The 20,951-nt window shown below is 38.1% G+C and carries 19 protein-coding genes; 7 read left to right on the top strand and 12 right to left on the bottom strand.

The genetic code is table 11. The annotated features are described in order from the left end of the window. Position 1: 1 nt before the first annotated feature. Positions 2–658, bottom strand: a complete 657-nt coding sequence (gene pgmB / locus BK581_RS02800; RefSeq protein ID WP_078576730.1) for a beta-phosphoglucomutase — start codon at positions 656–658, stop codon at positions 2–4. Between the two features lie 280 nt (positions 659–938). Here pgmB and BK581_RS02795 point away from each other — a divergent pair, with 280 nt between their 5' ends. Beyond that, a complete protein-coding gene (locus BK581_RS02795; protein WP_143709628.1) occupies positions 939–2,324 on the top strand; it encodes a hypothetical protein in 1,386 nt (461 codons plus the stop codon). A 58-nt stretch (positions 2,325–2,382) separates the two neighbouring features. On the opposite strand, the gene BK581_RS02790 is transcribed toward BK581_RS02795, so the two are convergent. The 4 genes from BK581_RS02790 to BK581_RS02775 all read right to left on the bottom strand — a co-directional run bounded on the left by BK581_RS02790 (position 2,383) and on the right by BK581_RS02775 (position 4,367). Beyond that, positions 2,383–2,901 carry a flavodoxin domain-containing protein gene (locus BK581_RS02790; protein WP_078576728.1) on the bottom strand — a complete coding sequence of 173 codons (519 nt, stop codon included), beginning with the start codon at positions 2,899–2,901 and terminating at the stop codon, positions 2,383–2,385. A gap of 200 nt (positions 2,902–3,101) precedes the next feature. Then, on the bottom strand, positions 3,102–3,296 hold the full coding sequence (locus BK581_RS02785; protein WP_078576727.1) for a KOW motif domain-containing protein: 195 nt from the start codon (positions 3,294–3,296) through the stop codon (positions 3,102–3,104). Positions 3,297–3,483: 187 nt separating this feature from the next. After that, on the bottom strand, positions 3,484–3,819 hold the full coding sequence (locus tag BK581_RS02780; RefSeq protein ID WP_078576726.1) for a pepsin/retropepsin-like aspartic protease family protein: 336 nt from the start codon (positions 3,817–3,819) through the stop codon (positions 3,484–3,486). Positions 3,820–3,932: 113 nt separating this feature from the next. Continuing rightward, positions 3,933–4,367, bottom strand: a complete 435-nt coding sequence (locus BK581_RS02775) for an MOSC domain-containing protein (RefSeq protein ID WP_078576725.1) — start codon at positions 4,365–4,367, stop codon at positions 3,933–3,935. 149 nt (positions 4,368–4,516) lie between these two features. Between BK581_RS02775 and BK581_RS02770 the strand changes: the two genes are divergently transcribed. Beyond that, positions 4,517–5,632 (top strand): metallophosphoesterase, encoded by a 1,116-nt coding sequence (locus tag BK581_RS02770; RefSeq protein WP_078576724.1) that lies wholly within the window; start codon positions 4,517–4,519, stop codon positions 5,630–5,632. Here the strand turns inward: BK581_RS02770 and BK581_RS02765 are convergent. From BK581_RS02765 to ilvA, 3 genes are all read right to left on the bottom strand, one after another. Continuing rightward, positions 5,629–7,821, bottom strand: coding sequence for a type IA DNA topoisomerase (locus BK581_RS02765; protein WP_078576723.1), 2,193 nt, complete (start codon positions 7,819–7,821; stop codon positions 5,629–5,631). The genes BK581_RS02770 and BK581_RS02765 overlap by 4 nt on opposite strands. A 377-nt stretch (positions 7,822–8,198) precedes the next feature. Then, positions 8,199–9,062 (bottom strand): CvfB family protein, encoded by an 864-nt coding sequence (locus BK581_RS02760; protein ID WP_078576722.1) that lies wholly within the window; start codon positions 9,060–9,062, stop codon positions 8,199–8,201. A gap of 129 nt (positions 9,063–9,191) precedes the next feature. Continuing rightward, positions 9,192–10,454 carry a threonine ammonia-lyase IlvA gene (gene ilvA, locus BK581_RS02755; RefSeq protein ID WP_078576721.1) on the bottom strand — a complete coding sequence of 421 codons (1,263 nt, stop codon included), beginning with the start codon at positions 10,452–10,454 and terminating at the stop codon, positions 9,192–9,194. 239 nt (positions 10,455–10,693) lie between these two features. On the opposite strand from ilvA, the gene BK581_RS02750 reads away from it, so the two are divergent. After that, the gene (locus BK581_RS02750; protein WP_078576720.1) at positions 10,694–11,359 is read left to right on the top strand and encodes an MtnX-like HAD-IB family phosphatase; all 666 of its coding nucleotides are present in this window, start codon (positions 10,694–10,696) and stop codon (positions 11,357–11,359) included. Positions 11,360–11,418: 59 nt separating this feature from the next. Here BK581_RS02750 and BK581_RS02745 read toward each other — a convergent pair whose 3' ends face one another. The 3 genes from BK581_RS02745 to BK581_RS02735 are packed head-to-tail and all read right to left on the bottom strand — an operon-like array spanning position 11,419 to position 14,428. Then, on the bottom strand, positions 11,419–12,147 hold the full coding sequence (locus BK581_RS02745; protein ID WP_078576719.1) for an exonuclease domain-containing protein: 729 nt from the start codon (positions 12,145–12,147) through the stop codon (positions 11,419–11,421). Next, positions 12,144–13,151 (bottom strand): DUF294 nucleotidyltransferase-like domain-containing protein, encoded by a 1,008-nt coding sequence (locus BK581_RS02740; protein ID WP_078576718.1) that lies wholly within the window; start codon positions 13,149–13,151, stop codon positions 12,144–12,146. The genes BK581_RS02745 and BK581_RS02740 overlap by 4 nt, the downstream gene beginning before the upstream one ends. Then, positions 13,151–14,428, bottom strand: coding sequence for an ammonium transporter (locus BK581_RS02735; RefSeq protein ID WP_078576717.1), 1,278 nt, complete (start codon positions 14,426–14,428; stop codon positions 13,151–13,153). The genes BK581_RS02740 and BK581_RS02735 overlap by 1 nt, the downstream gene beginning before the upstream one ends. Before the next feature lie 626 nt (positions 14,429–15,054). On the opposite strand from BK581_RS02735, the gene BK581_RS02730 reads away from it, so the two are divergent. Continuing rightward, a complete protein-coding gene (locus tag BK581_RS02730) occupies positions 15,055–16,143 on the top strand; it encodes an acyltransferase family protein (RefSeq protein ID WP_169837498.1) in 1,089 nt (362 codons plus the stop codon). A 70-nt stretch (positions 16,144–16,213) separates the two neighbouring features. Here BK581_RS02730 and BK581_RS02725 read toward each other — a convergent pair whose 3' ends face one another. Then, complete coding sequence (locus BK581_RS02725; RefSeq protein WP_078579830.1) at positions 16,214–17,284, bottom strand: serine hydrolase domain-containing protein; 1,071 nt, start codon at positions 17,282–17,284, stop codon at positions 16,214–16,216. Positions 17,285–17,699: 415 nt separating this feature from the next. Here BK581_RS02725 and BK581_RS02720 point away from each other — a divergent pair, with 415 nt between their 5' ends. The 3 genes from BK581_RS02720 (at position 17,700) to proB (ending at position 20,946) form a co-directional block, all read left to right on the top strand. Next, positions 17,700–17,975: an ACT domain-containing protein gene (locus BK581_RS02720; protein WP_078576715.1), complete on the top strand. Its 276-nt coding sequence runs from the start codon at positions 17,700–17,702 to the stop codon at positions 17,973–17,975. Between the two features lie 15 nt (positions 17,976–17,990). After that, positions 17,991–19,352, top strand: a complete 1,362-nt coding sequence (locus BK581_RS02715; protein WP_078576714.1) for a PFL family protein — start codon at positions 17,991–17,993, stop codon at positions 19,350–19,352. A 502-nt stretch (positions 19,353–19,854) separates the two neighbouring features. Next, positions 19,855–20,946 (top strand): glutamate 5-kinase, encoded by a 1,092-nt coding sequence (gene proB / locus BK581_RS02710; protein ID WP_078576713.1) that lies wholly within the window; start codon positions 19,855–19,857, stop codon positions 20,944–20,946. Positions 20,947–20,951: the final 5 nt, after the last annotated feature.

Here is a 20,951-nt window from a genome sequence, read left to right as displayed (position 1 = left end):
ATTAAATTAACGCATCTCTTAACCGCTTTAAAGTCAGGTCCTGTGTATGCGTTATATGCAAATCAGCTTCCCTTACTGCGGGAGATTCACCTATTCCAACAGAGAACATTGGTGTGGCTTTAATGGCTGTTATACCAGCCCAGCTATCTTCTATAGCGACACAGTTGTCATAAGGCACTTTAAGCCTATCAGCCGCTGTTAAAAAGATTTCAGGATCAGGTTTCATTTTTTTTATAGATTTAGCATTAATAATAATCTGAAAAAAATGCTCGATTCCAAGTCTCGCCACTACGGTACGAGCGTTAGAACTTGATGATGCAATCGCCATAGGGATGTCAGCCTCTTTTAATTCGTTAAGAAAAGAGAGCATACCAGGTAAAATATCGCGACTGCTCAAACTCTTAATGTATGATTTATAATAGTCATTTTTTAATTCAGCCAGTTTATCTAAATCTGATTCAATATAAGTCTTAGGAGCTTCTTTTACAATCTCCTTAATCATATGTTTTCGACTCATGCCTTGAAAAGCTTCATTCATCTCTGGTGTAAAGGGGACACCTTCTAAATCAGCTACTTTTTTCGTAGCTAAAAAGTGGTAATGAACAGTGTCCGCTAATACACCGTCTAAATCAAAAATAACAGCTTGCAACCGTTCCATAATAAACACATCCTCTTGTCATTTACAAAACAGGTCCGTTTAGTATCGGATTTGTCCTATTTTTCGTTATAATAAAAAATGATCTGGTTAAAAGGGTGGTAGATAGAAAAAAAGTTCTCGTATGATTTGATTTTATGATTCTCATCATACAGCGTCGTAATTTCAGTGCGATGTCTTTCCAAACGACTAACAGTCATTAACTAGACTAGACTGTTCGTAAACCTGTCATTTAGTATAATACATATTTAGCTAAAGAAAAAAGAACGATTTAAATAAAGGAGTGTTTATTACGAGAGACTATCTTTATACCGTCTTAGGCATATTGTGCTATACAGCATCTTTAGTGTATCTTGCCGCTCATATCTTTCCTCACCCTTTATTAATGACTATTTACAGTCTGTTAGGGGGATGTCTATTATTCTTTTCTTTTATCTCTATTACGTTATTGAATCGCCTCATAATAGGTATTTTATTTATAGCGGGAACCATTGTTTTTATAACTAACGATGTTCCTTACCTAGAGATGTTATATGGTTTTGGACAAAACTTAAATTTGCTGTCATTGTTTTTATTAGTCCCTTTAATTGGGACATATATGTCGACGGCTGGTTACTTATCAGCATTAAAGCAAAAAGTCCAACAAGCAGAGAAACGAGGAGTCGAACATCCTTACCGGCTGAGTTATTTTCTCGTAGCCACAATCGGCGCGTTACTAAACTTTGGTGCATTAGCCATTGTCAAACGGATTGCTGATGAAAGCTTTCATTCATTTAGAGAAAGAAAATTAACCTTACATATGATGCGCGCGTTTGCCTTTTGTATGCTTTGGTCGCCTTATTTTGTAAATGTGGCGCTCGTTCTAGTATTATTTGATGTGTCATGGTTTGGTATTGGTGGCTATGGCTTTTTGTTAGCGATTATATATGGACTTATAAGTATGATTATGCTTCGTTACATTTCTTTCTCCGAGGATCCGCTCATGGAAATTGAGGAACGAAAAAGTGATGTCACATATAGGCCACCTGCTTCATTTGCATCTTTGCTCATTTTTAGTTGCTCTTTCGTTGCGTGTTCCTTTATTTTTTATCGGCTAGCAAATATTAATATGTTAACAATTGTATGTCTATTAGCTATAGGACACCCTCTTATTTGGGCGATTTTCACAAAAATAACGCGCTCATATTTACATGATGTGGCTACTCAAATCCAAGGTTCATTTGTCCGGTTGAAAAACGAAATAGCTGTGTTTATTACAGCAGGTTATTTTGGCCTTGCGATTTCTTATACGGATTTAGGTGATGTCGTGTCCACTTTCATTCATACGGTGTCATTAGGCCATGTCTATTTGTTTACTGTTTTTATCATGTTAATCGCTTTATTGTTAGCACAAATCGGCATTCACCCTATCATTATCGTTATCGGGATAGGCAGTTCTCTATCTCCAGAGATGTTTGGTGTGTCACCTGAGTATGCGGCCCTTACATTATTACTAGCTTGGACGATGGCCACTCAGCTTTCACCATTTTCCGGCCAAATGCTAATGGCAGCAAAACTGATGAAAGCTCCCAGATCACATATAATAAGACAAAATGCTTCATTTATTGTGATTTGCTTTTTTGTATTATCGAGTGTCCTATTTAGTTTTCATTTATTAGGGTGGGTTTAAAACGTGCAAAAGCTTCAAACCTATCATGACAATAGACAAGTTTGAAGCTTTTAGAAGGTTAAGCCTTTGTTGAAGATTTTGAAGAGGGATGGGAATCAACTTGATTTAACTCCTTAATGAATAGGTCCAAAGCCTGCTTATCTAATGCTGATCTATCAGTTGTAGTCCCTTCTACTTTCTTTATAATCATTTTTTGAAGTAGCGTCATTTTTGAAATAAGTAATTCCCCGCCTCCCAGTCCTTTCGCGACAGCATGATTGCGTAACGTTTCTGGGAAAGCGGCTCTAAATTGCGCCTGTCTTTCTTCACCTTCACGCATACAGCTTAAGAATAGTCCGATTTTTTTTGTGAGTAACACATTTTCATTTGCTGACAGAAATTGCGTCATCTTTTTGGGGATCGATCCCATATGAATAGAAGTGGCTATAATAACAGTGTCATACATGGTTAAATCTAGTGTTTTTTTCGTTTTAATGATGTTTACTAAATCAGTTACTGATGAAAGCTGGTTTGCCATCTGGTACACAGCCTTTTCTGTCGTACCGTGAGTCGTGGAATAGATGATTAAAACTGACATCTGAATACCTCCTCGTATACCAATGAGTTCTTCTATTATGAATGAATTTTAGCTATTATGAGGAAGTAATAATGAACGTTTTTTAACATTTTATATTCTAACATTAAAAGGATTGGTTAGTATTTATAAACAGTCATTAACATTAACCATAACAACAACAAAGACTACCACACATTTCCCTGGTAGTCTTCGTATCGGCGTTACTTAATGATTTCGTATTCTGAATGTCTCAAAACTGTCCGAGGCTTGCTGCCATCATCCATCTTCAATTCGAATTCCACCGAGATAGAATTAGTATAGGCGGAAATGACTGTTGCTTTTTTTCCTTTATATTCCCCTTCAATGACTTTAACAGTATCTCCTGATTGCAATAGAGGCTCTTCTTGTTCTGCCATCGTTATTCCCCTTTCAAAATTCGTTACCTATTTAAGAGTTATGTGATTAATAACCTTCCAAAATGTGATAATAACTGTTGAAAGCTTGTTCGTCAAGAAAAATATTTTGTCTTCAATAACGATCTAGGTGGTTCGGTCCATATAATGAGTATAGACAACTAAAATCCAATTTCAACCATTTGACTTTTTATGTACGAGAGCTTGATATTGTCATGGCATCAAGGTTTATTTTAGCACCGACCTTCTTCATAAAATCGAGGCCAAGGACTCCGTCTTCCTCAATATCAGAAATTGTGACTTGAAATTCACTCACTTTTAACGGGCCGACACTTAACGAATCTAATACTTCATAAAAAGTAGATTCATCTTTCTCAATCCCTAGTTTAATGGCAGTCTTTTTAGAAATGACTGTCCCTGCTGAGTTAGTATCAATAATAATGTTAGCCGTTTTTGTTACTTTTCCTTGAAATTTGAATCGGACTTCAGTATAAAGTTTCCCATCTTTAAATTCAATGCGTTTCATGTTTATCACCTTTTTTCGTAAGATATATCAATTCGTTTAAAGTTAATGAGGGAGTTGTAAGTTTTCATAAAGCTAGTTTAAGCTTTTTTGCAGGAGGAAGTAAATCATTTTTTTCAACGCCACTGAACGGGATCTCCAAGCCTAATATCGCCACCTGTTACAACCACTCCATAAGCCCCTCCGCCCCAGTTTACCTTCATAGCATCTTGTAAACCAGCTAAAGCATCATCCATACGAGAGCACGGTTTTGTTTCACCTTGTATTTCTATAATAGCAGAACCAATATTGAGTCGTTTTCCTTTAGAGTGAGCTAGATCTATTCCTGTGACCATTAAATTAGCTCTTCGTGTAGAAGGATCCAAGCTAGTTGAAAAATTGTCCATTAGCTGCTCCCATCTTTCTTCAGAAATAATGGTTACTTGCCTTTTACCACCTTGATCAGCATTGTGAACCAAGCCTTTATGTTTAATTAATGTCCCTAATTCTACGGGTTCCATTACCCCTCTTTTTTCCCTTTTAATCCATATTGCCTTCAATTCCCCTGCCATCCACGTCTCCTCCTGTATGTCAGTTATCATCATCGTGTCAAAAGATACGAAGTTTATATGCAAAACCTTTGTTAATACTTTAACTTAATAATAAGATAGATAAAGTAAAGGGGCAACTATAGACTAACAAAAAGTGGGTGACTAAAATAATGAATTTACGATATTTATTAAGCTTAGGTCTATTTATTATTCTTTATACAGGCTTAACAGCTTACATAGGCTGGCATTTATATTACTGGCTACACGTTGTATTTAGTATAAATCATCCACTTATTTTCACTGCCCTGTTAATAGGTGTTGCTTATGCTTATATAATTGGTCAGTTATTTTCTAGTCCCCTTTTCAAAAAAATTGGGGCACTATGGCTCGCTGTTTTTCAATTTGGCTTGTTTGTATTGCCGTTTGCTAATATAACGTGTTGGCTGCTTGGACTCTTTATTGAAGAAGTAACTCGCACACATATTGTTGTCATTGGGGGAATTGTTTGGATTCTATTTGCTATTTACATAGGTGTAGGCCTCTATTTGGCATACAGTCCAGTCATTCGATCACATGACATTAGCCTTGCGAAAACAACGTCCCATAAGTCATCATTAAAAATTGTGATGGCTTCAGATATGCATTTTGGCGGATTATCAGGTAAAAAACATGCGGAGAGACTCGTGAAAGAAATAAATAAGCTTAATGCAGACATTATTTTATTAGCCGGTGATATCGTGGATGATGATCCTGCCCAGTTTAAAGAGAAAAAAATGGATGGACTGTTAGCCAATTTGCATGCTGTATATGGCAAGTATGCGGTCACAGGAAACCATGAATATTACGGAGGAAAGATTGAAGAATTAGCGGTTATGCTTGATGAAGCAGGCATTCAGCTCCTTCAAGACGACGTTGTGGAGCCAAATGAAATGATAACTATCGTTGGAAGGAAAGACAAAACAGATAAAAATCGGAAATCTGCGAGCGCATTAATTGACCCACTTGATAAAAGGAAAATACTTATCATGATGGATCATCAGCCAACAGATCTCCATGCCATTATGGAAGCTCAAACAGATATGGTTTTTAGTGGGCATACCCATCGTGGGCAAATCTTTCCTTACCATTTAATTACCGCCAAATTATTTGAAGTTGATTGGGGATACAAACAAAAAGGGCGGCTACACGTATTTGTTTCATCAGGCTTTGGCTTTTGGGGACCTCCCATTCGCCTCGGCAGCCGTTCTGAAATTTTAAGTGTGCAGGTCCATTTTAATGAATGTTAAGTTTGTTGTTCACCAAAAGAAAAGCTCATTTTATTCTCATTTGCTTCCCATTTCAGCGCTGCGTTAAATGTTTTCCCATTTTTTTGTTGAAAACCGTCAATTATCGGTGTGCAACCCTCGGACAGTAATGCTTTAATATGGGTTGAGGTCAGTGAACGTCCAAGAATGCGTTTTGAGACAGTAAACGAACATTGTGTAGTTTTGTAGTTAGCACAGCCGTAAAACTTCCCTTTGTCTATCACGTTTCCTTGGCAGACTGGACATTTACCTAGCAATCTTTTACGGGTACGGCTTACTTTCCCTGTTTTATTTTTAGGGGATCGTTGAATTTCTTTAAGAATCTCTTTATTAAATGTCCATGTGGCAGAACGCTTTTTTGCATCGCTTATGAGTGACGTAGTCAGCTTTTTGGCTTGGAGAATGAAGGGGTCGACTTCAGCAATGCCCCGACCAATTTCCGCTAATCTCTGCTCCCATTTAGCCGTCATTTCAGGCGAAGCTAATAATGAATTGCCTAATGCTTCAATCAGTATTTTTCCTTTTTCAGTTGGATAAACGATGTTTTTAATTATCTCGATATAACTCCTTTGTTTAAGCAAGGTAATAATGCCAGCTCGCGTAGCTTCAGTACCAAGTCCCTCCGTATGTTGCAACACCTTTACCAGTTCTTCATCATCTATATATTTACCAGCTGACTTCATAACCGTAATTAATTCGCCTTCGGTATATCGTTTAGGTGGCTCAGTTTTTCCTTCTCTCATAGTGACGTTAAGAACGTCCTCTTGATCACCTTGTCTAACATTTGGCAATTTACTTTTCTCAGTTTTTAGCTTTTCATCCGCTCGTGATGGGATAATTCGCCGCCACCCTGCGTGGCGCATTTGTTTCCCTGTTGTTTTGAATGTGGCTCTATCGTCCACTAATGTTTCTATATTAGTATAGCTCATGAGGCAATCGCCATCGTATGCTGCTATTAAATGTTCAATAATCATCGTATAAACACGAGCCTCTTCAGTAGAAAGGCTAGAAGGGTCTATTACTTGATCCGTTGGAATAATAGCGTGATGATCAGTTACTTTACTTTGATTAACGTAACGCTTGGATAACATTTTTGTCTCTCGTTCTAACGGAAAAAATGGTTTAAATTTAGATAACGCACTTATTTTTTGGAGAATGGTTGGAAACTCCCTTTCCTCCTCTTTTGTTACGAAAGCGGAATCTGTTCTCGGATAAGAAATATAGCCTTTTACATACAATTTTTGAGCAATATCTAATGTTTTCTTTGGAGAATATTTATATCTTCGGTTTGCTGTCGTTTGCAGAGATGATAAGTTGAAAAAATAAGGTGGTGGGATCGACTTCTCCTTTGTTTCAACATGACTAACTTGTGCACGTTTGTTTTCACAAAACGCGGTTATTTTTTGTGCCAGAGTAAGATTCGTTACACGAGAGTCTCCGTCTTTATGCCAAATACCTTCGTATGTCTGCTCCTTCATTGAAAAGCTAGCTTTTATTTCCCAAAATGGTTCAGAGATAAATTTCTCAATCTCTTTTTCTCTTTCAACAATTAGGGCTAATGTGGGTGTTTGAACACGCCCGATTGAGAAGACATCACCTGCTCCGTGCTTCTGCAGTAAGAGTGTATACACTCTAGAAGCATTCATGCCAATTAACCAATCTGCATAAGCGCGACTAACTGCTTCATCATAAAGGGGTCTTGTAGCTGATTCATCCAATAATGCATTAAATCCCGCTTTGACTGACTTAGCCGTTAGAGAAGAGATCCATAGACGTTTGACTGGTTTAACATTATGAGATAGTTTAAGAATTAACCGGATGATCGCTTCTCCTTCTCGTCCGGCATCACTAGCGATAACGATTTCCGATACATCTTGTTGTTGAATAAATGACTTTATAACGTTAAAACGTTTCTTTTTTGAATAAGTGACACGATGCTTAAACATTGAAGGAATAAGTGGTAAGGCTTCAAGAGACCATTTTTTCCACGATGATTCGTAGCCTTCAGGAGGCAACAGTTCACACAAATGCCCCACTGCCCATGTACAAATAGCTCCTTTAGGGAAGGTGTCACACGGACTAATCACTATATATTCCTTTTTCTTTTGTGACGGGTAAGGTGAGGCTAATTTAGCCGCCTGATCGGGCTTTTCTGCAAGAATTAACTTCATAGGATCACCTGTTTCGCTTTATAAAAAAATATCAGTAGTAAGAACGTACGTTTCTATAACATCATACCATATTCCCCTACAAAAAAGAGTTTTAGTCAAAAAAATCCTGATGCTGATATAATATTGTTTCAGTAGTGAATGGGATTTTGACGGGTAATCAGCAATCGATCTTATTTATTGGAAAGCTTGTTCTTTTCATAAGAGAAGGGGGTAGTCCCAAGCGGCGATTAAAGCAAGGTGTTGCACTGTTCTTCTTTATGGAAATTAGCAGCTAGACTAAATGGAGGCAAAATCTATTTAAGATTTTACCTCCATACTATAACGAGATTATTGGAAATAGAATAGGCAACAATGCCAATGATTTGACATAGCCACAACTATTCGCTTTCAATCAAGCGTGTGACACCATTTTCCTGTGTAATTTTCTTTTCTTTTAATAGTTTTCCTACTGCACGCTTAAAGGCGGCCTTACTAATGTGTAATACCTCTTTAATTTCGTCAGGTGAAGACTTATCTGTTAATGCTATTTCTCCATCATTATTTTGTAAATAATGAAGCAAGTGTTCAGCATCTTCATCACGGCTTTCAATGAGGCGAGGACGTAATGAAATATTTAACGTTCCGTCATCCTTCACATCAATAACTCGCCCTTTCACCAACTGCCCCATTCTCGGCTCTTTCTTTCTCTCTGAATGATGGATAAAACCACGATACCCTTCTTCTGTAATAATAAAGGATCCTATTTTAGATGCGCGATAAACATGGCCACTGACAGGCTGATGAAGCATGTCTTTTGGTGCCTTATCTCTTTCCTTATTGATAATGGCTTCTGAGATCGGTTTAGCCATCAATTTTCCTTTTTTATCATTAATAAGACAAACAAATAGATGATCTTTTTCTTGTGGCCAAACCGACTTATGGAACGGTAAATCATCTTTTGACACAAGTATGTCTTTTTCAATACCGATATTGACGAAAACACCTAAATGTTCTACCTTCTCCACGACTTCAGCCCAATCATATGCATCAAGGGTAACCGTAGGAAGTGTCGCAGAAGCTGTCAGTCGTCCCTGTTTGTCTTCGTAAAGGAAAACCTCAACTTCTTCTCCTTCTTGAAATGCTTGTTCAGTTGTCCGTTTAGGCAAAATAACGTCGCCGTCACTTCCTTTTAATATGTAAGCTGTCGCTATAACACTGTCAACAGTTAATCGAACAATTGATCCTGGTGTTAATTTTGGCATATATATTACCTGCTTTCTTTTCTTAAAATGTCATCCGTTTAGTAAAGTAAGTACCTTAACTGATTTAACCATAAACATGTCTCATACGCAAAAAGAGGAAAGTAAATTCTTCCCCCTTTTAACAGTAAACTATATAAGCAAGTTAAACAAATCTTGATCTTTATTTATTTCAGTATAGGAAAATCCATTCTTCTCCATTCTCTTAATTAACGGATGGTAATCCTCTTTATCTTTCAGTTCAATTCCAACTAATACAGGCCCTTTATCCCGATTGTTTTTCTTCGTGTATTCAAATCGAGTAATATCGTCATTTTCCCCTAGAACTTCTGATAAAAACTGCCTCAAGGCTCCTGCTCGTTGCGGGAAGTTTACGATAAAATAATGTTTGAAACCGTCATAAATTAACGACCGTTCTTTAATTTCCTGCATACGGTCAATATCGTTATTGCCGCCGCTTACAATACATACGATATTTTTCCCCTTAATCTCTTCCCGGTAATGATCCAGTGCAGAAATGGCCAAAGCTCCTGCCGGTTCAGCAACAATGGCATTTTCATTATACAAATTTAACATTGTTGAACATACCTTTCCTTCCGGTATGACCGCCACGTCATCAATGACATGCTTTGCTACATCAAACGTAATGTTACCAACCTTTTTAACAGCTGCCCCATCGACGAATTTGTCTATCTTATCTAAAACAGTCACTTTCCCTTTTTGTAACGATGTTTTCATTCCTGGAGCACCTGCGGGTTCAACGCCTATCACTTTAGTTTGTGGACTTATTTGTTTAAAGTAAGAGCCAACACCTGAGATAAGCCCTCCGCCTCCGATACTCATAAACACGTGAGAAACGGGTTCCTCCATCGCTTCAAGGATTTCCATACCGATCGTACCCTGACCAGTGATCGTACGAAGATCATCGAAAGGATGAATAAAGGACATGTTGTTATCATCACAAAAAGCCATGGCTTCATTAAAAGAATCATCGAAGGTATCCCCTGTTAGGATCACTTCTACAAAAGGCTCTCCAAAAAACTCTACTCGGGAAACTTTCTGTCTCGGCGTCGTGCTCGGCATAAAAATATGACCTCTCACTCCGAGAGCTTTACAGGAATAGGCGACCCCTTGGGCATGATTACCAGCACTAGCACACACAACGCCGTTTTGTAACTCTTTTTCCGATAATCCTTGCATTAAATTGTAGGCCCCACGTAATTTAAATGAGCGCACAACTTGTAAATCTTCTCGTTTTAAAAATACGTTTGCCCCATATCGCTCTGAAAGGATGGGGTCCCGTTGTAATGGGGTGTTGACGACAATATCTTTTAATACTTGGTGAGCAATTAATATATCTTTTACTTGAATAGTAGTCGTTACTGTTCGTTCCATGTCAATAATCCTTCCTATCTTCAGAATATTAAAATTTATCGTACCATACTCTAGCGCTTGAGAAAACAACGTTTTTAGAATTGTTAGGCTCTTTAATAAAACTTTTTAAATTCTTCATTATAGATACGATGAATCTCTAAGAATATAACTGAAGTCTTTTCCTCCTATATCATTATAGCGTATGCTGATAGAAGTAAGTGATTTATTCTCAATAAAGACGAACCGAGGGGGCTGATAAAATGAAAAAGTGGGCTTTTGTTTCTGATTTTGATGGCACGATATCACTCCAAGATTTTTACTGGATTATTATTGAAAAGTACTATGCAGAAGGCCGAGAATGGTATAAACGCTGGAAATCAGGAAAGCTGCAAGATATTGAATTTCTATCTCATATTTTCAGATCCATTAACCAACCTGAAGCAACCATTCGTGAAGATATTCGGCAAATACCTTTAGACGAGCATGCAACAGCCTTTATCAAAAATGTTCAATATCAAGGCGGTGATTTTTATATATTAAGTGCTGGTACAGATTACTATATTAAAGAGCTTATTACTTATTCAGGATTATCTCATATTAACGTTTTTTCAAACAAAGGCTACTTTAATAACAATAACATTCACCTTGATGTGGCGAGCGACAACTGGCATTATTCAAAGCGCTATGGTATCGACAAAGCGATTGTATTAAAGCATATTAAAGAAAAATATGACTATGTCTTTTATTATGGTGATAGCGAGCCTGATTCACACCCAGCAAAATACGCTGATAAAACGTTTGCTAGAGAAGCACTTATTTCTATTCTCGAGGAACTAGATATACCTCATGTGCCGGTCGATACTTTTAAAGATGTAGAACAGCATCTTATTCAAGAAGGTTGGCTTAATAACGAAAAGAAAAACTAAAGGATGATCAGAGTTTAAACATACAAAAACCCTTGTAACGACGATTGCTGCTACAAGGGTTACTGCTTTCCTGCTAAATGTGAGTACACATCTTTTAAACAATGAAAACCGAGTGATTCAACCTCTTTAATACATTCTATCCACATCTTTGCCGTCATAACCGCATCATGAAAGGCATGGTGTCGGCTTCCTATATCAATGCTATAATGCTGACAGCATTCATCAAGGGATACAAGCCCCTCCATTGATTTAATTAATGCCGTAAGAAAAGAAGTATCCAATATCCGATGTTCAAAACGAGTTTTATATAACGACCAGGTGAGATGACGCATAAAACGAGTTTCGTGACTAGCATGATGAGCTACAAGGGTGTCTTTTCCCGTAAATTGCAAGAAATCGTGTATCACCTCTTCAGGAGATGGTGCATTTATCACATCATCAGCTGTAATTCCGGTAAGCTCCGTAATATCCTTTGAAGGAGGTTTATCACTTTTCATCAACGAATAAAACGTCTCTTGTTCTGATAATGTATAACCGGTTACTTTTTGAGCCCCTATTGATAAAATACGGTCCCCTTTTAAAGGGTAAAAACCGGTGGTCTCAAGGTCAAATACGGTCACTGTCAACTGGGAAAACGGAATATGAAGATGATCTTGCTGCTTCATCGCTTTCTGCAGCCTTCGAATATAGGCAATCTTAGCCGGATCCCTTTCATTAACACCATCCGTGTACCTACCAGGCGCCATTATCCCTGATAATTGCTTGAGCCATGATCCCATCGGATTCATACATCGATCCCTCTGTTCTTAGAGTTTTTTAGCATAGCTGTTACGCGTTTCAAAAATAATTGGCCCTCCTTCATCCATGTTTTTAACGTCTCCTTCTCTTGTTTGGTTAGCGTATCAGTCGCCACGTAATGAATGAGTTCGTATCCATGATCAGGATTTGTTAACGTTAGTCTAAACGCAATCGCTTTTTCAAATGAGTCTTTATAGGCTCTAAACTCGTGAAGGTGCCTTGGTAACATATCGAGCCTTTTTGATGTAGACGTTTCTGTTATCGCTTCAGAATAAGCGAGCAATCGGGCGCTATTAACATATGGAAACAGGATAGTATCTTTATAATCTAACAACCCTTTTCCTCGTCCCTTCTGCTCCGTTAATAATTGTCCGAACATGCCGACCCCTTTTTTAATATACTGAACGTTATCACACAACCTCATCAGTGTTTCTTGATCACTAGATATCTTATTTAAAATGGGTTGTTTTAATTGGTTAAGAAGGTCCCTATCACCTCTTAATACGCGTGCATCTGTAAAAATAGAAAAGTGACGTAAGTTCTCCCAGCTTTTGTGGTCAAGCCATTCTTTCAATTTTCCTTCCCAATTATTTAGGGATTTAGTCCAGTTAGGGTTATTAGCCATCACTTTCCCTTCACATTTTTCGTACCCACAGATATCTAAGCCTTTAACTATCTCCTCTCCTAGCTGTAAAAAATAATCTCTATGCTTATCATGGCCATCAAAGATGATCCCATGATCCTGATCACTTAAAAGTGATTGTTCCCATCTCCCTGAGCTGCCCATTACAATGAACGCAAAGCGAGCAGGGATTTGCCCCCGCTCACTTTCCATCTGCTTCACAGCTAAGTCTACGACAGCTCTCATGATGTCATCATGTACGTCATTTAATGTTTCATGAGTAAAGGAGGATTTTTGAAAAATGTCAAACCGCCAGTCTTTAATGTCGCCATAAGTGTGAAACGTTTGACTGTCATTCATCATATGTGTCATTAAGCACCTGGTTGTTCTTCTTTATTAACTGGTGACTTAAGATTCTCAGGATAACCATAGCTTCCATGTTCACTTAAATCAAGGCCAATAATTTCTTCCTCTTCTGTAACTCGAATGCCTCCCATGACTTTATCCATCACTTTAAGGATAATAAATGCCACTACAAAAGCGTATATACCTGAAACCGTCACCCCGATAAATTGTACCCCTAGCTGTGTAAAGCCGCCGCCGTAAAATAAGCCAGCTAAACCACCATTCATTTCAGCTAACGCTGGTGTAGCAAAGAACCCGGTTGAAAGAGTCCCCCAAATACCACACACACCGTGGACCGAAAGAGCGAATATAGGATCATCAATTTTCGCTTTATCGAAGAACAACATACTAAAGTAAACAATGAAACCAGCGATAATACCGATTAAAACGGCTGCCCAAGGGTCAACAAAAGCTGTAGAGGCTGTAATAGCTACAAGTCCTGCAAGAGCCCCGTTTAACATGGTAGGAACGTCTGCTTTACCAGTAAACATTGTGACGATTAACATGGCAGCAATAGCCCCCGCAGCAGCTGCAAGTTGGGTAGTTAATGCGACATAACCGAAGAACGCACCGTCTACTTCTAATGTACTACCACCATTAAAACCAAACCAACCGACCCAAAGGAGAAGCACACCTAGAGCTGTGTAAACTTGGTTGTGACCAGCTAGATCATTTGAAGAACCGTCTTTATTGTATTTACCAATACGCGGTTTTAAAATAATAGTTGCAGCAAGGGCTGCCATTGCGCCAGTTAAGTGAACGACTGTCGAGCCAGCGAAATCCTGTTTTCCTAATCCTGCTAACCATCCATCGCCCCAGATCCAGTGTGCTACAACAGGATATATAAGTGCAGAAAACAAAATGGCGAAAATAATGTAAGCAGATAATTTAGCTCGTTCAGCGAATCCACCGAAAGCGATAGTCAAAGCAATAGCCGCAAATGCAAGCTGGAAAATAAAATCTACAGAGCCTGCTAATCCGTCAACCACAGAATCAAAATCGCCGTAGAAGAAATCAGAGAAGCCGATAAAAGCATTCCCTTCCCCGTAAATGAACCCGTAACCGACGGCCCAAAAAACGAGAGATGCAATACCAACTGTGAAAATGGTTTTTCCAGCAATATGCCCTGCGTTTTTCATTCTCGTAGAACCTGCTTCAAGGAGAATGAATCCACCTTGCATTAATAGGACTAAAGCAAAACAGACAATAATCCACACGTTATTCATTAAGAAAATCTCATCCATTGAAAATCACTCTCCTTGTGGTTAATCTGTCAGTTTATTTACCAACTGATCATAGACCTCAGTATACAGACAGAAAATTCAGAAACAATAAATTTGTCAGAAAATATAACATGCTAAATATGAAAACGCTTCCTGTTATGGCGTGAAATTAGATTGAAAAATTGTCGTCTAATCTGTATCATTGCGCGGATTAATATGAAATTTAAACGAGACTTCTCCAAATATAATCACTTAATTTACCTTATTTTTCCTGAACTAATCATACATAAACGTTATATTAAATAACAGAAGATTTTTGAGACCAGTGATGTTCGATTAGTTTATTTATTTTATTGATTTTAAATCGGTCCATTGTATTGGGATCTCAAGTACACCTTATCCTTAGATTTATTTAATGCGTTACTAAAGATTTGTTAAGAAGATTCCTATTTGACAATCTATTGGTTTAACTTACTTAAGAATCTTATGCTCTCACTTTTTTAAATTTACTTGTATCACTGACCTATGACTAAAAGTTTTAACAAATGAAATAATCGCTTTTTCATAGCTATCCGTGATAAAATAAGTGGCTTATGATGTGGTTACAGCATAAAATAGAATGTCTTTCTAAAAATGGTGGGATCCAAATGGTGAAAGAAATCTTTGTATTACGCAGTGTTGGCTGTTTATGTATTGTTTTTTTACATAGTATTTATATTGCCCTCACAACCCTTCCTGAAAGGGAAATTGGCGCTCTGTCAGCGTCGTTGTTTGATTCGTTACAACTGCTGCTCTACTTCGGAACACCTATGTTTATTTTCATTTCGCAGTTTTTAATTTCATACTCTTATAGAGAACGCCCTTTACCAAATCATTTTTTAACTAAGCGATTTCGTTATATTTTGATTCCTTTTATTTGTATGGCCTTTTTTTACTCGTTACCAACTCTTCTTGAAGGTTCAACTAATTGGTTAACTAAATTTGCAATGAATGTATTATTAGGAGACTACCATGGATACTTTATATTAATTATCTTCCAGTTTTATTTGTTTCATAAATATTTTAATCATTATTTACGGAAAATGCCTCCCAAAGTAGTTTTTTTACTCGCTTTTTTGATAAATGGTAGTTATTTATGGACGTTTAACTTTACCTCTCCTCCTGATAGCCTGCCATACTCTGGATACATATGGGAGCGTCTTTATTGGATGCCCTTATTTGGGTGGCTGTTTTATTTTGTTCTAGGGTACTATGCCGGATTGTATTATGAGAAACTTATCGTTTTTCTAGAAAGATGGCGATACGTTCTTTTAATTGGCCCATTAGTGAGTAGCGGTATCGTCCTCTTTTTATATCATACTGATATAATTGGCGTTCACAGTTCCAAAAGAATAGATATTCTATTTCATACCACATTCATATGTTTTTGTTTATTCTATCTCACTTCTTTATTTAAGAAGCTTCCCCAGTTTCTCGTTCTGATTAGTAGATATTCTTTTGGTATTTATTTGCTACATTATTTTTATATTTTTGTAGCCGATTACCTATTTCGTTTATATCCTTTACAGCTAGGGGTTATGTATATCTTCCTTTTATTTGGCTTCAGTTTAGTAGGTTCAATTGTAACAATTTACTGGCTCAATAAATGGCGCTACGGCTATCTGATTATTGGCAAGGTCGGGGTTCCTTATGTTGAAGCTGCTCCTTCGCAAAGGGTAAAAATAAAGGAAAGCTAGTAGTAGGGTCTTCTTATTCTTTACGTTATCAGCCCGTTAAAAACCACGCTCATATTTGAGAGCGTGGTTTTTAGCTATCAGAGCTCTTAGCATCAATAATGAGTTGTAACAACTGTAGACGTTGCAGGTCATTGACACTGCTTCTTGTAAAGGGGAACATCCAACTATTTGAATTTACACGATTAACGAAAACGAGATCTAGTTCAGGAATAATGTCAATGGATTGGCCATATCGACCAACTGCTGAATACATCTGCAGGTCATGAAATGGAGACTCTGTCGCCACCCACCAAAGATATCCGTAATCAAAAAGTGTATTGTTAGGTACGCTAGCGTGGTGAGATGTGCTTCGTTCAATCCATTCTTTCGGGATGATCTGCTCCCCCTCCCACTCCCCTTCTTGTAAATATAACTGTCCAAAGCGGGCAAAGTCTCTCGCAGACATTCTAAACAAATAAGAAGGGTGCTGAGAGCGACGATTTTCATACTTATATTCTGTATGGCTAAGCTCAAAATCCTCCATACCGATTGGCCTGGCAATTTGTTCATAGAAGTCCTCAAACAAATCACTGTCTGTTCCCTCGTTGTATATTGTGCCTAAAACATTGAAATCCCAATTATTATAGTAATAATAAGTTCCTGGCAAGTGCGCCCCACGAGTTGGCCTAGCTCTTCGCATTCCCCATGATTCTTCCCCTGCTGGTAAATAAACGCCTGAGGAGGAACGTAATAAATCCGCTAAATAAGCACTTTTCTCTATTTCAGTGAGTGGTGTATGATCATCGACCCCAAAGTCTGAAAGGGTTTCTTCTAAGTGAAAGGTCCCTTTTTCCAATTCAATCCCAAACAAAGCACTTAAAAAACTTTTTCTCACAGAATGAGCATTAGTAGGTTCAGCAACCTCACCCCATGAGATTAGAACCTTCCCTTCGTAAATAACCATGACCGCAGTAGAATTTATTGACTCATAATAACGTCTCGCTTGTTCAAGCGCATCAAGATTCCAACCTGCTGCCTCAATATCCACATGAAACTCCCAAGTCGTTTCTTTAGGCGTATCATCCGACAGATAAACGTAAATAAATAATATCATTAAACATATTAAGAAAATCATTAGTAAAAGACTTAATTTATTAGACAACACAACCGACATCCTTTAAGAGGCGAGCCATTTTGATTAAATATATCATGCTTTTACCTTCTAATACCATGGATTGAACACGTTTCCCCTTTCTAACTAAAAGAGTGGCTTTTGTCAACTGTTATAGACGTTCTTAGCGTTATGGATTAAACTAGAATGGGAACAGCTTCTGTGAGAAGGATAATAGTGTTTAGATTTTGATCAACTTCTCCAACGTGACAATAAACAAATTTCTTGCGTTTCTCTATCTATAAAATAGCAGGTTAAATGATGTGGCGTTCATTGATGGAGGTTTTAGTGGGATAGTTATCTTTATTCATCCTTTACCTTCCCTAAATAGCAGTCGTTTTAACTAACCAAAACTTTCAAACGGAAGCTACTTTCTTGAGTCATTAATTAAAATGAGGTGAACATTATGGAACAAAAACGTGCAGTCGTAAGTGTAGTAGGTAAAGATCAAGTCGGTATTATCGCTAAAGTGACAGCGATTCTTGCTGATAATCATATGAATGTGCTTGATATAAGCCAAACAATTTTACAAGATTTTTTCACCATGATGATGCTAGTAGACGTCTCAAGAGCTGAAAACCTTGATAAATTACAATCTGAATTTGATCAAGTAAGTCTTGAATTAGGTCTTAAAATCAACATTCAATTAGAAGATATTTTTCAATCAATGCACCGTATTTAAAAGGAGAGACAGATAATGAATATTGCTTTTAATGAGATACAAGAAACCATTCGTATGGTGCAAATGGAAAGCCTTGATATCCGCACTGTCACAATGGGAATAAATTTAAAAGACTGTGTTGACCCAGATTTTGAAAAAATGGATCAACGGGTGTATGACAAAATTACAAGCTATGCTAAAAACTTAACATCAGTAGCAGCAAATGTAGAAAAAGAATATGGGATTCCCATTATTAACAAACGAATTTCTATTACGCCTATTGCTGAACTTCTTGGTCATGCCACGAAAGACGAAGCTGTTCGTCTAGCTAAAACACTTGATAAAGCAGCTCGTGTCCTCGGAGTTGATTTTATAGGCGGCTACTCTGCTCTTGTACATAAAGCTATTAACAAAGGGGATCAAGTACTACTAGACGCCCTTCCTGAAGCATTAAGTCAAACTGAAAGAGTTTGTGGATCTGTCTCTGTTGCAACCACGCGAAGTGGGATTAATATGGAAGCTGTAAAACAAATGGGACAAGTGATTCAGAAAGCGTCTCAATTGACTAAAGACCAGAATGGTATAGCTTGTGCTAAACTCGTCGTTTTTTGCAATCCTGTAGAAGATAACCCATTTATGGCTGGCGCCTTCCATGGCTCTGGTGAAGGAGAAGCCGTCATTAATGTTGGTGTAAGTGGGCCAGGTGTCGTGTTAAATGCTCTGAAACGTTATCCAGATGCCGATTTAGGTGGCGTGTCAGATGTTATTAAAAAAACCGCTTTTAAAATTACGAGGGCTGGTGAGTTAATAGGCCGAGTTGTAGCTGATCGTTTAAATTTACCGTTCGGTATTATGGATTTATCACTTGCCCCTACAAATGCTATGAACGATAGTGTCGCAGAAATTTTAGAAGAGATTGGTCTTGAACGCGTCGGAACTCATGGGACAATTGCCGCATTAGCTCTTATGAACGATGCTGTGAAAAAGGGCGGTGCTATGGCAAGTTCTTATGTGGGAGGATTAAGCGGTGCCTTTATCCCAGTCAGTGAAGATAACGGCATGATTAAAGGAATTGAAGATAAGTCGTTAAGCCTCGACAAACTGGAAGCCATGACATGTGTGTGCTCAGTAGGTTTAGATATGATAGCAGTCAGTGGCGACGCCTCACCAGCTTCCCTTTCTGGTCTTATCGCCGATGAAATGGCAATTGGGATGATCAACAAAAAAACGACAGCAGTTCGCGTCATTCCTGTTCCAGGGAAAGAAGAAGGAGACATGGTTGAATTCGGTGGCTTGTTAGGAAGAGCTCCTGTTATGGGGCTGAATCCGTTTAGCTCGGAGAAACTTATAGCGCGATCTGGTCGTATTCCAGCACCTTTACAATCACTCATTAATTAATGTTTTTATTAGGGCTGTCAGTCATATGCAGCCCTTTATTTACGCCTAGCTCTCCCCTCGCTGTTAAAATCACGATTCAAAAACTAGCCCATTTTTACAAGATTTTTGTTTGGCTATCTTGACAACCACAATGGAGTGTCGGATAATATAACAATATTTAAACGATATTTTCTGATATCTTATATAAATGCTTATAGATGAGATTAGTAAGCAAGGCCGAACTAGTAGAGACTGGAATCCATTGGCTGAAAGGTTCCTTAGCTAACGCTTGTTGAACCTGCTCATCATGCAATATAAGCACGATTGACTTACGATACAAGTTGTAAAGTGGACATTTTTGTCAACTAAGGTGGTACCGCGGATCCTAACTTCCGTCCTTTCATTTATGATAAGGATGGAAGTTTTTTTGTAACGATAAACCTTTTTAGGGTGTTTTCCTTTTCACGTATAAGCTTAGACCTAGGTAGTTGTTTTAGGATTTATTTTTAAGGAGGGAGTACAGTTGGCTCGAAAACGACTTGTAATTAAAATCGGCAGTAGTTCGTTAACAACTAAAGATGGTCAATTATCTATAGACAATATCAATCATTATACAAGGATGATCGCCGAGCTAAAACGGTGCGACCATGACATTATATTAATTTCCTCTGGCGCTGTGGCAGCAGGCTTCACCAAGCTTGGTTACCCAGCCAGACCAGTTACAGTTGCTGGAAAACAAGCTGCCGCTGCTGTAGGTCAAAACCTATTAATGCAAGCTTATGCTGATTGTTTTTCAAAAGAACAACTCGTAGCAGCCCAGCTCCTCCTTACAAGACATGACTTTGTTGAAGAAGAGCAATATCGAAATGCTTTTAATACGCTAGATGAGCTTTTAAGGCGTCATGTTATTCCCATCATTAACGAAAATGATTCCATTGCTGTTGATGAATTGACATTTGGGGATAATGATATGTTATCAGCTCTAGTTAGTGGATTTGTCCACGCTGACCAACTCATTATTTTAACAGATATCGATGGTATTTACGATGCCAACCCAATGGAAAACCCTAATGCTAGAAAGTATACACACTTAACTGGTGTGAGTGATAAATTGATGACCAGTGCCTCTGGCTCATCATCTAAAGTAGGGACCGGTGGTATGAAGTCTAAACTTGAAGCTGCTAGAACGGCTCACATGATGGGGATACCTGTTTTCATTGGTACTGCTGTAGAAGAGCACTCGTTAGTTCAAATTATAAAAGGTCATGGTAACGGTACCTACCTTTATCCTCATACGCTAAAAATGATGAAAAATAAACAGCAATGGCTCGCTTTCCACTCACTTTCTTCAGGGAAAATCATCATTGATAACGGAGCGGAAAAGGCTGTGCTTAAGCGAGGTAAAAGTTTATTACCAGTAGGAATTAAAGAAGTAGAAGGCCACTTTTCAGCTGGGGCTGTGGTAGATGTTTTTAATGAAAACGGCCGGCTTATTGGCCGGGGCAAGATCAATTATGATGCTGGCGATTTGCTGGAGCTGCTCAGTTGCACTGATAATACAGATGCAAAGCATAGAGAAGCGATTCACCGCAACCAATGGTTTTCAATTCTATAAATATA

The organism is Salipaludibacillus agaradhaerens (assembly GCF_002019735.1).
Classification (GTDB): domain Bacteria; phylum Bacillota; class Bacilli; order Bacillales; family Salisediminibacteriaceae; genus Salipaludibacillus; species Salipaludibacillus agaradhaerens.
This window is presented reverse-complemented; position numbering and strand designations above follow the sequence as displayed.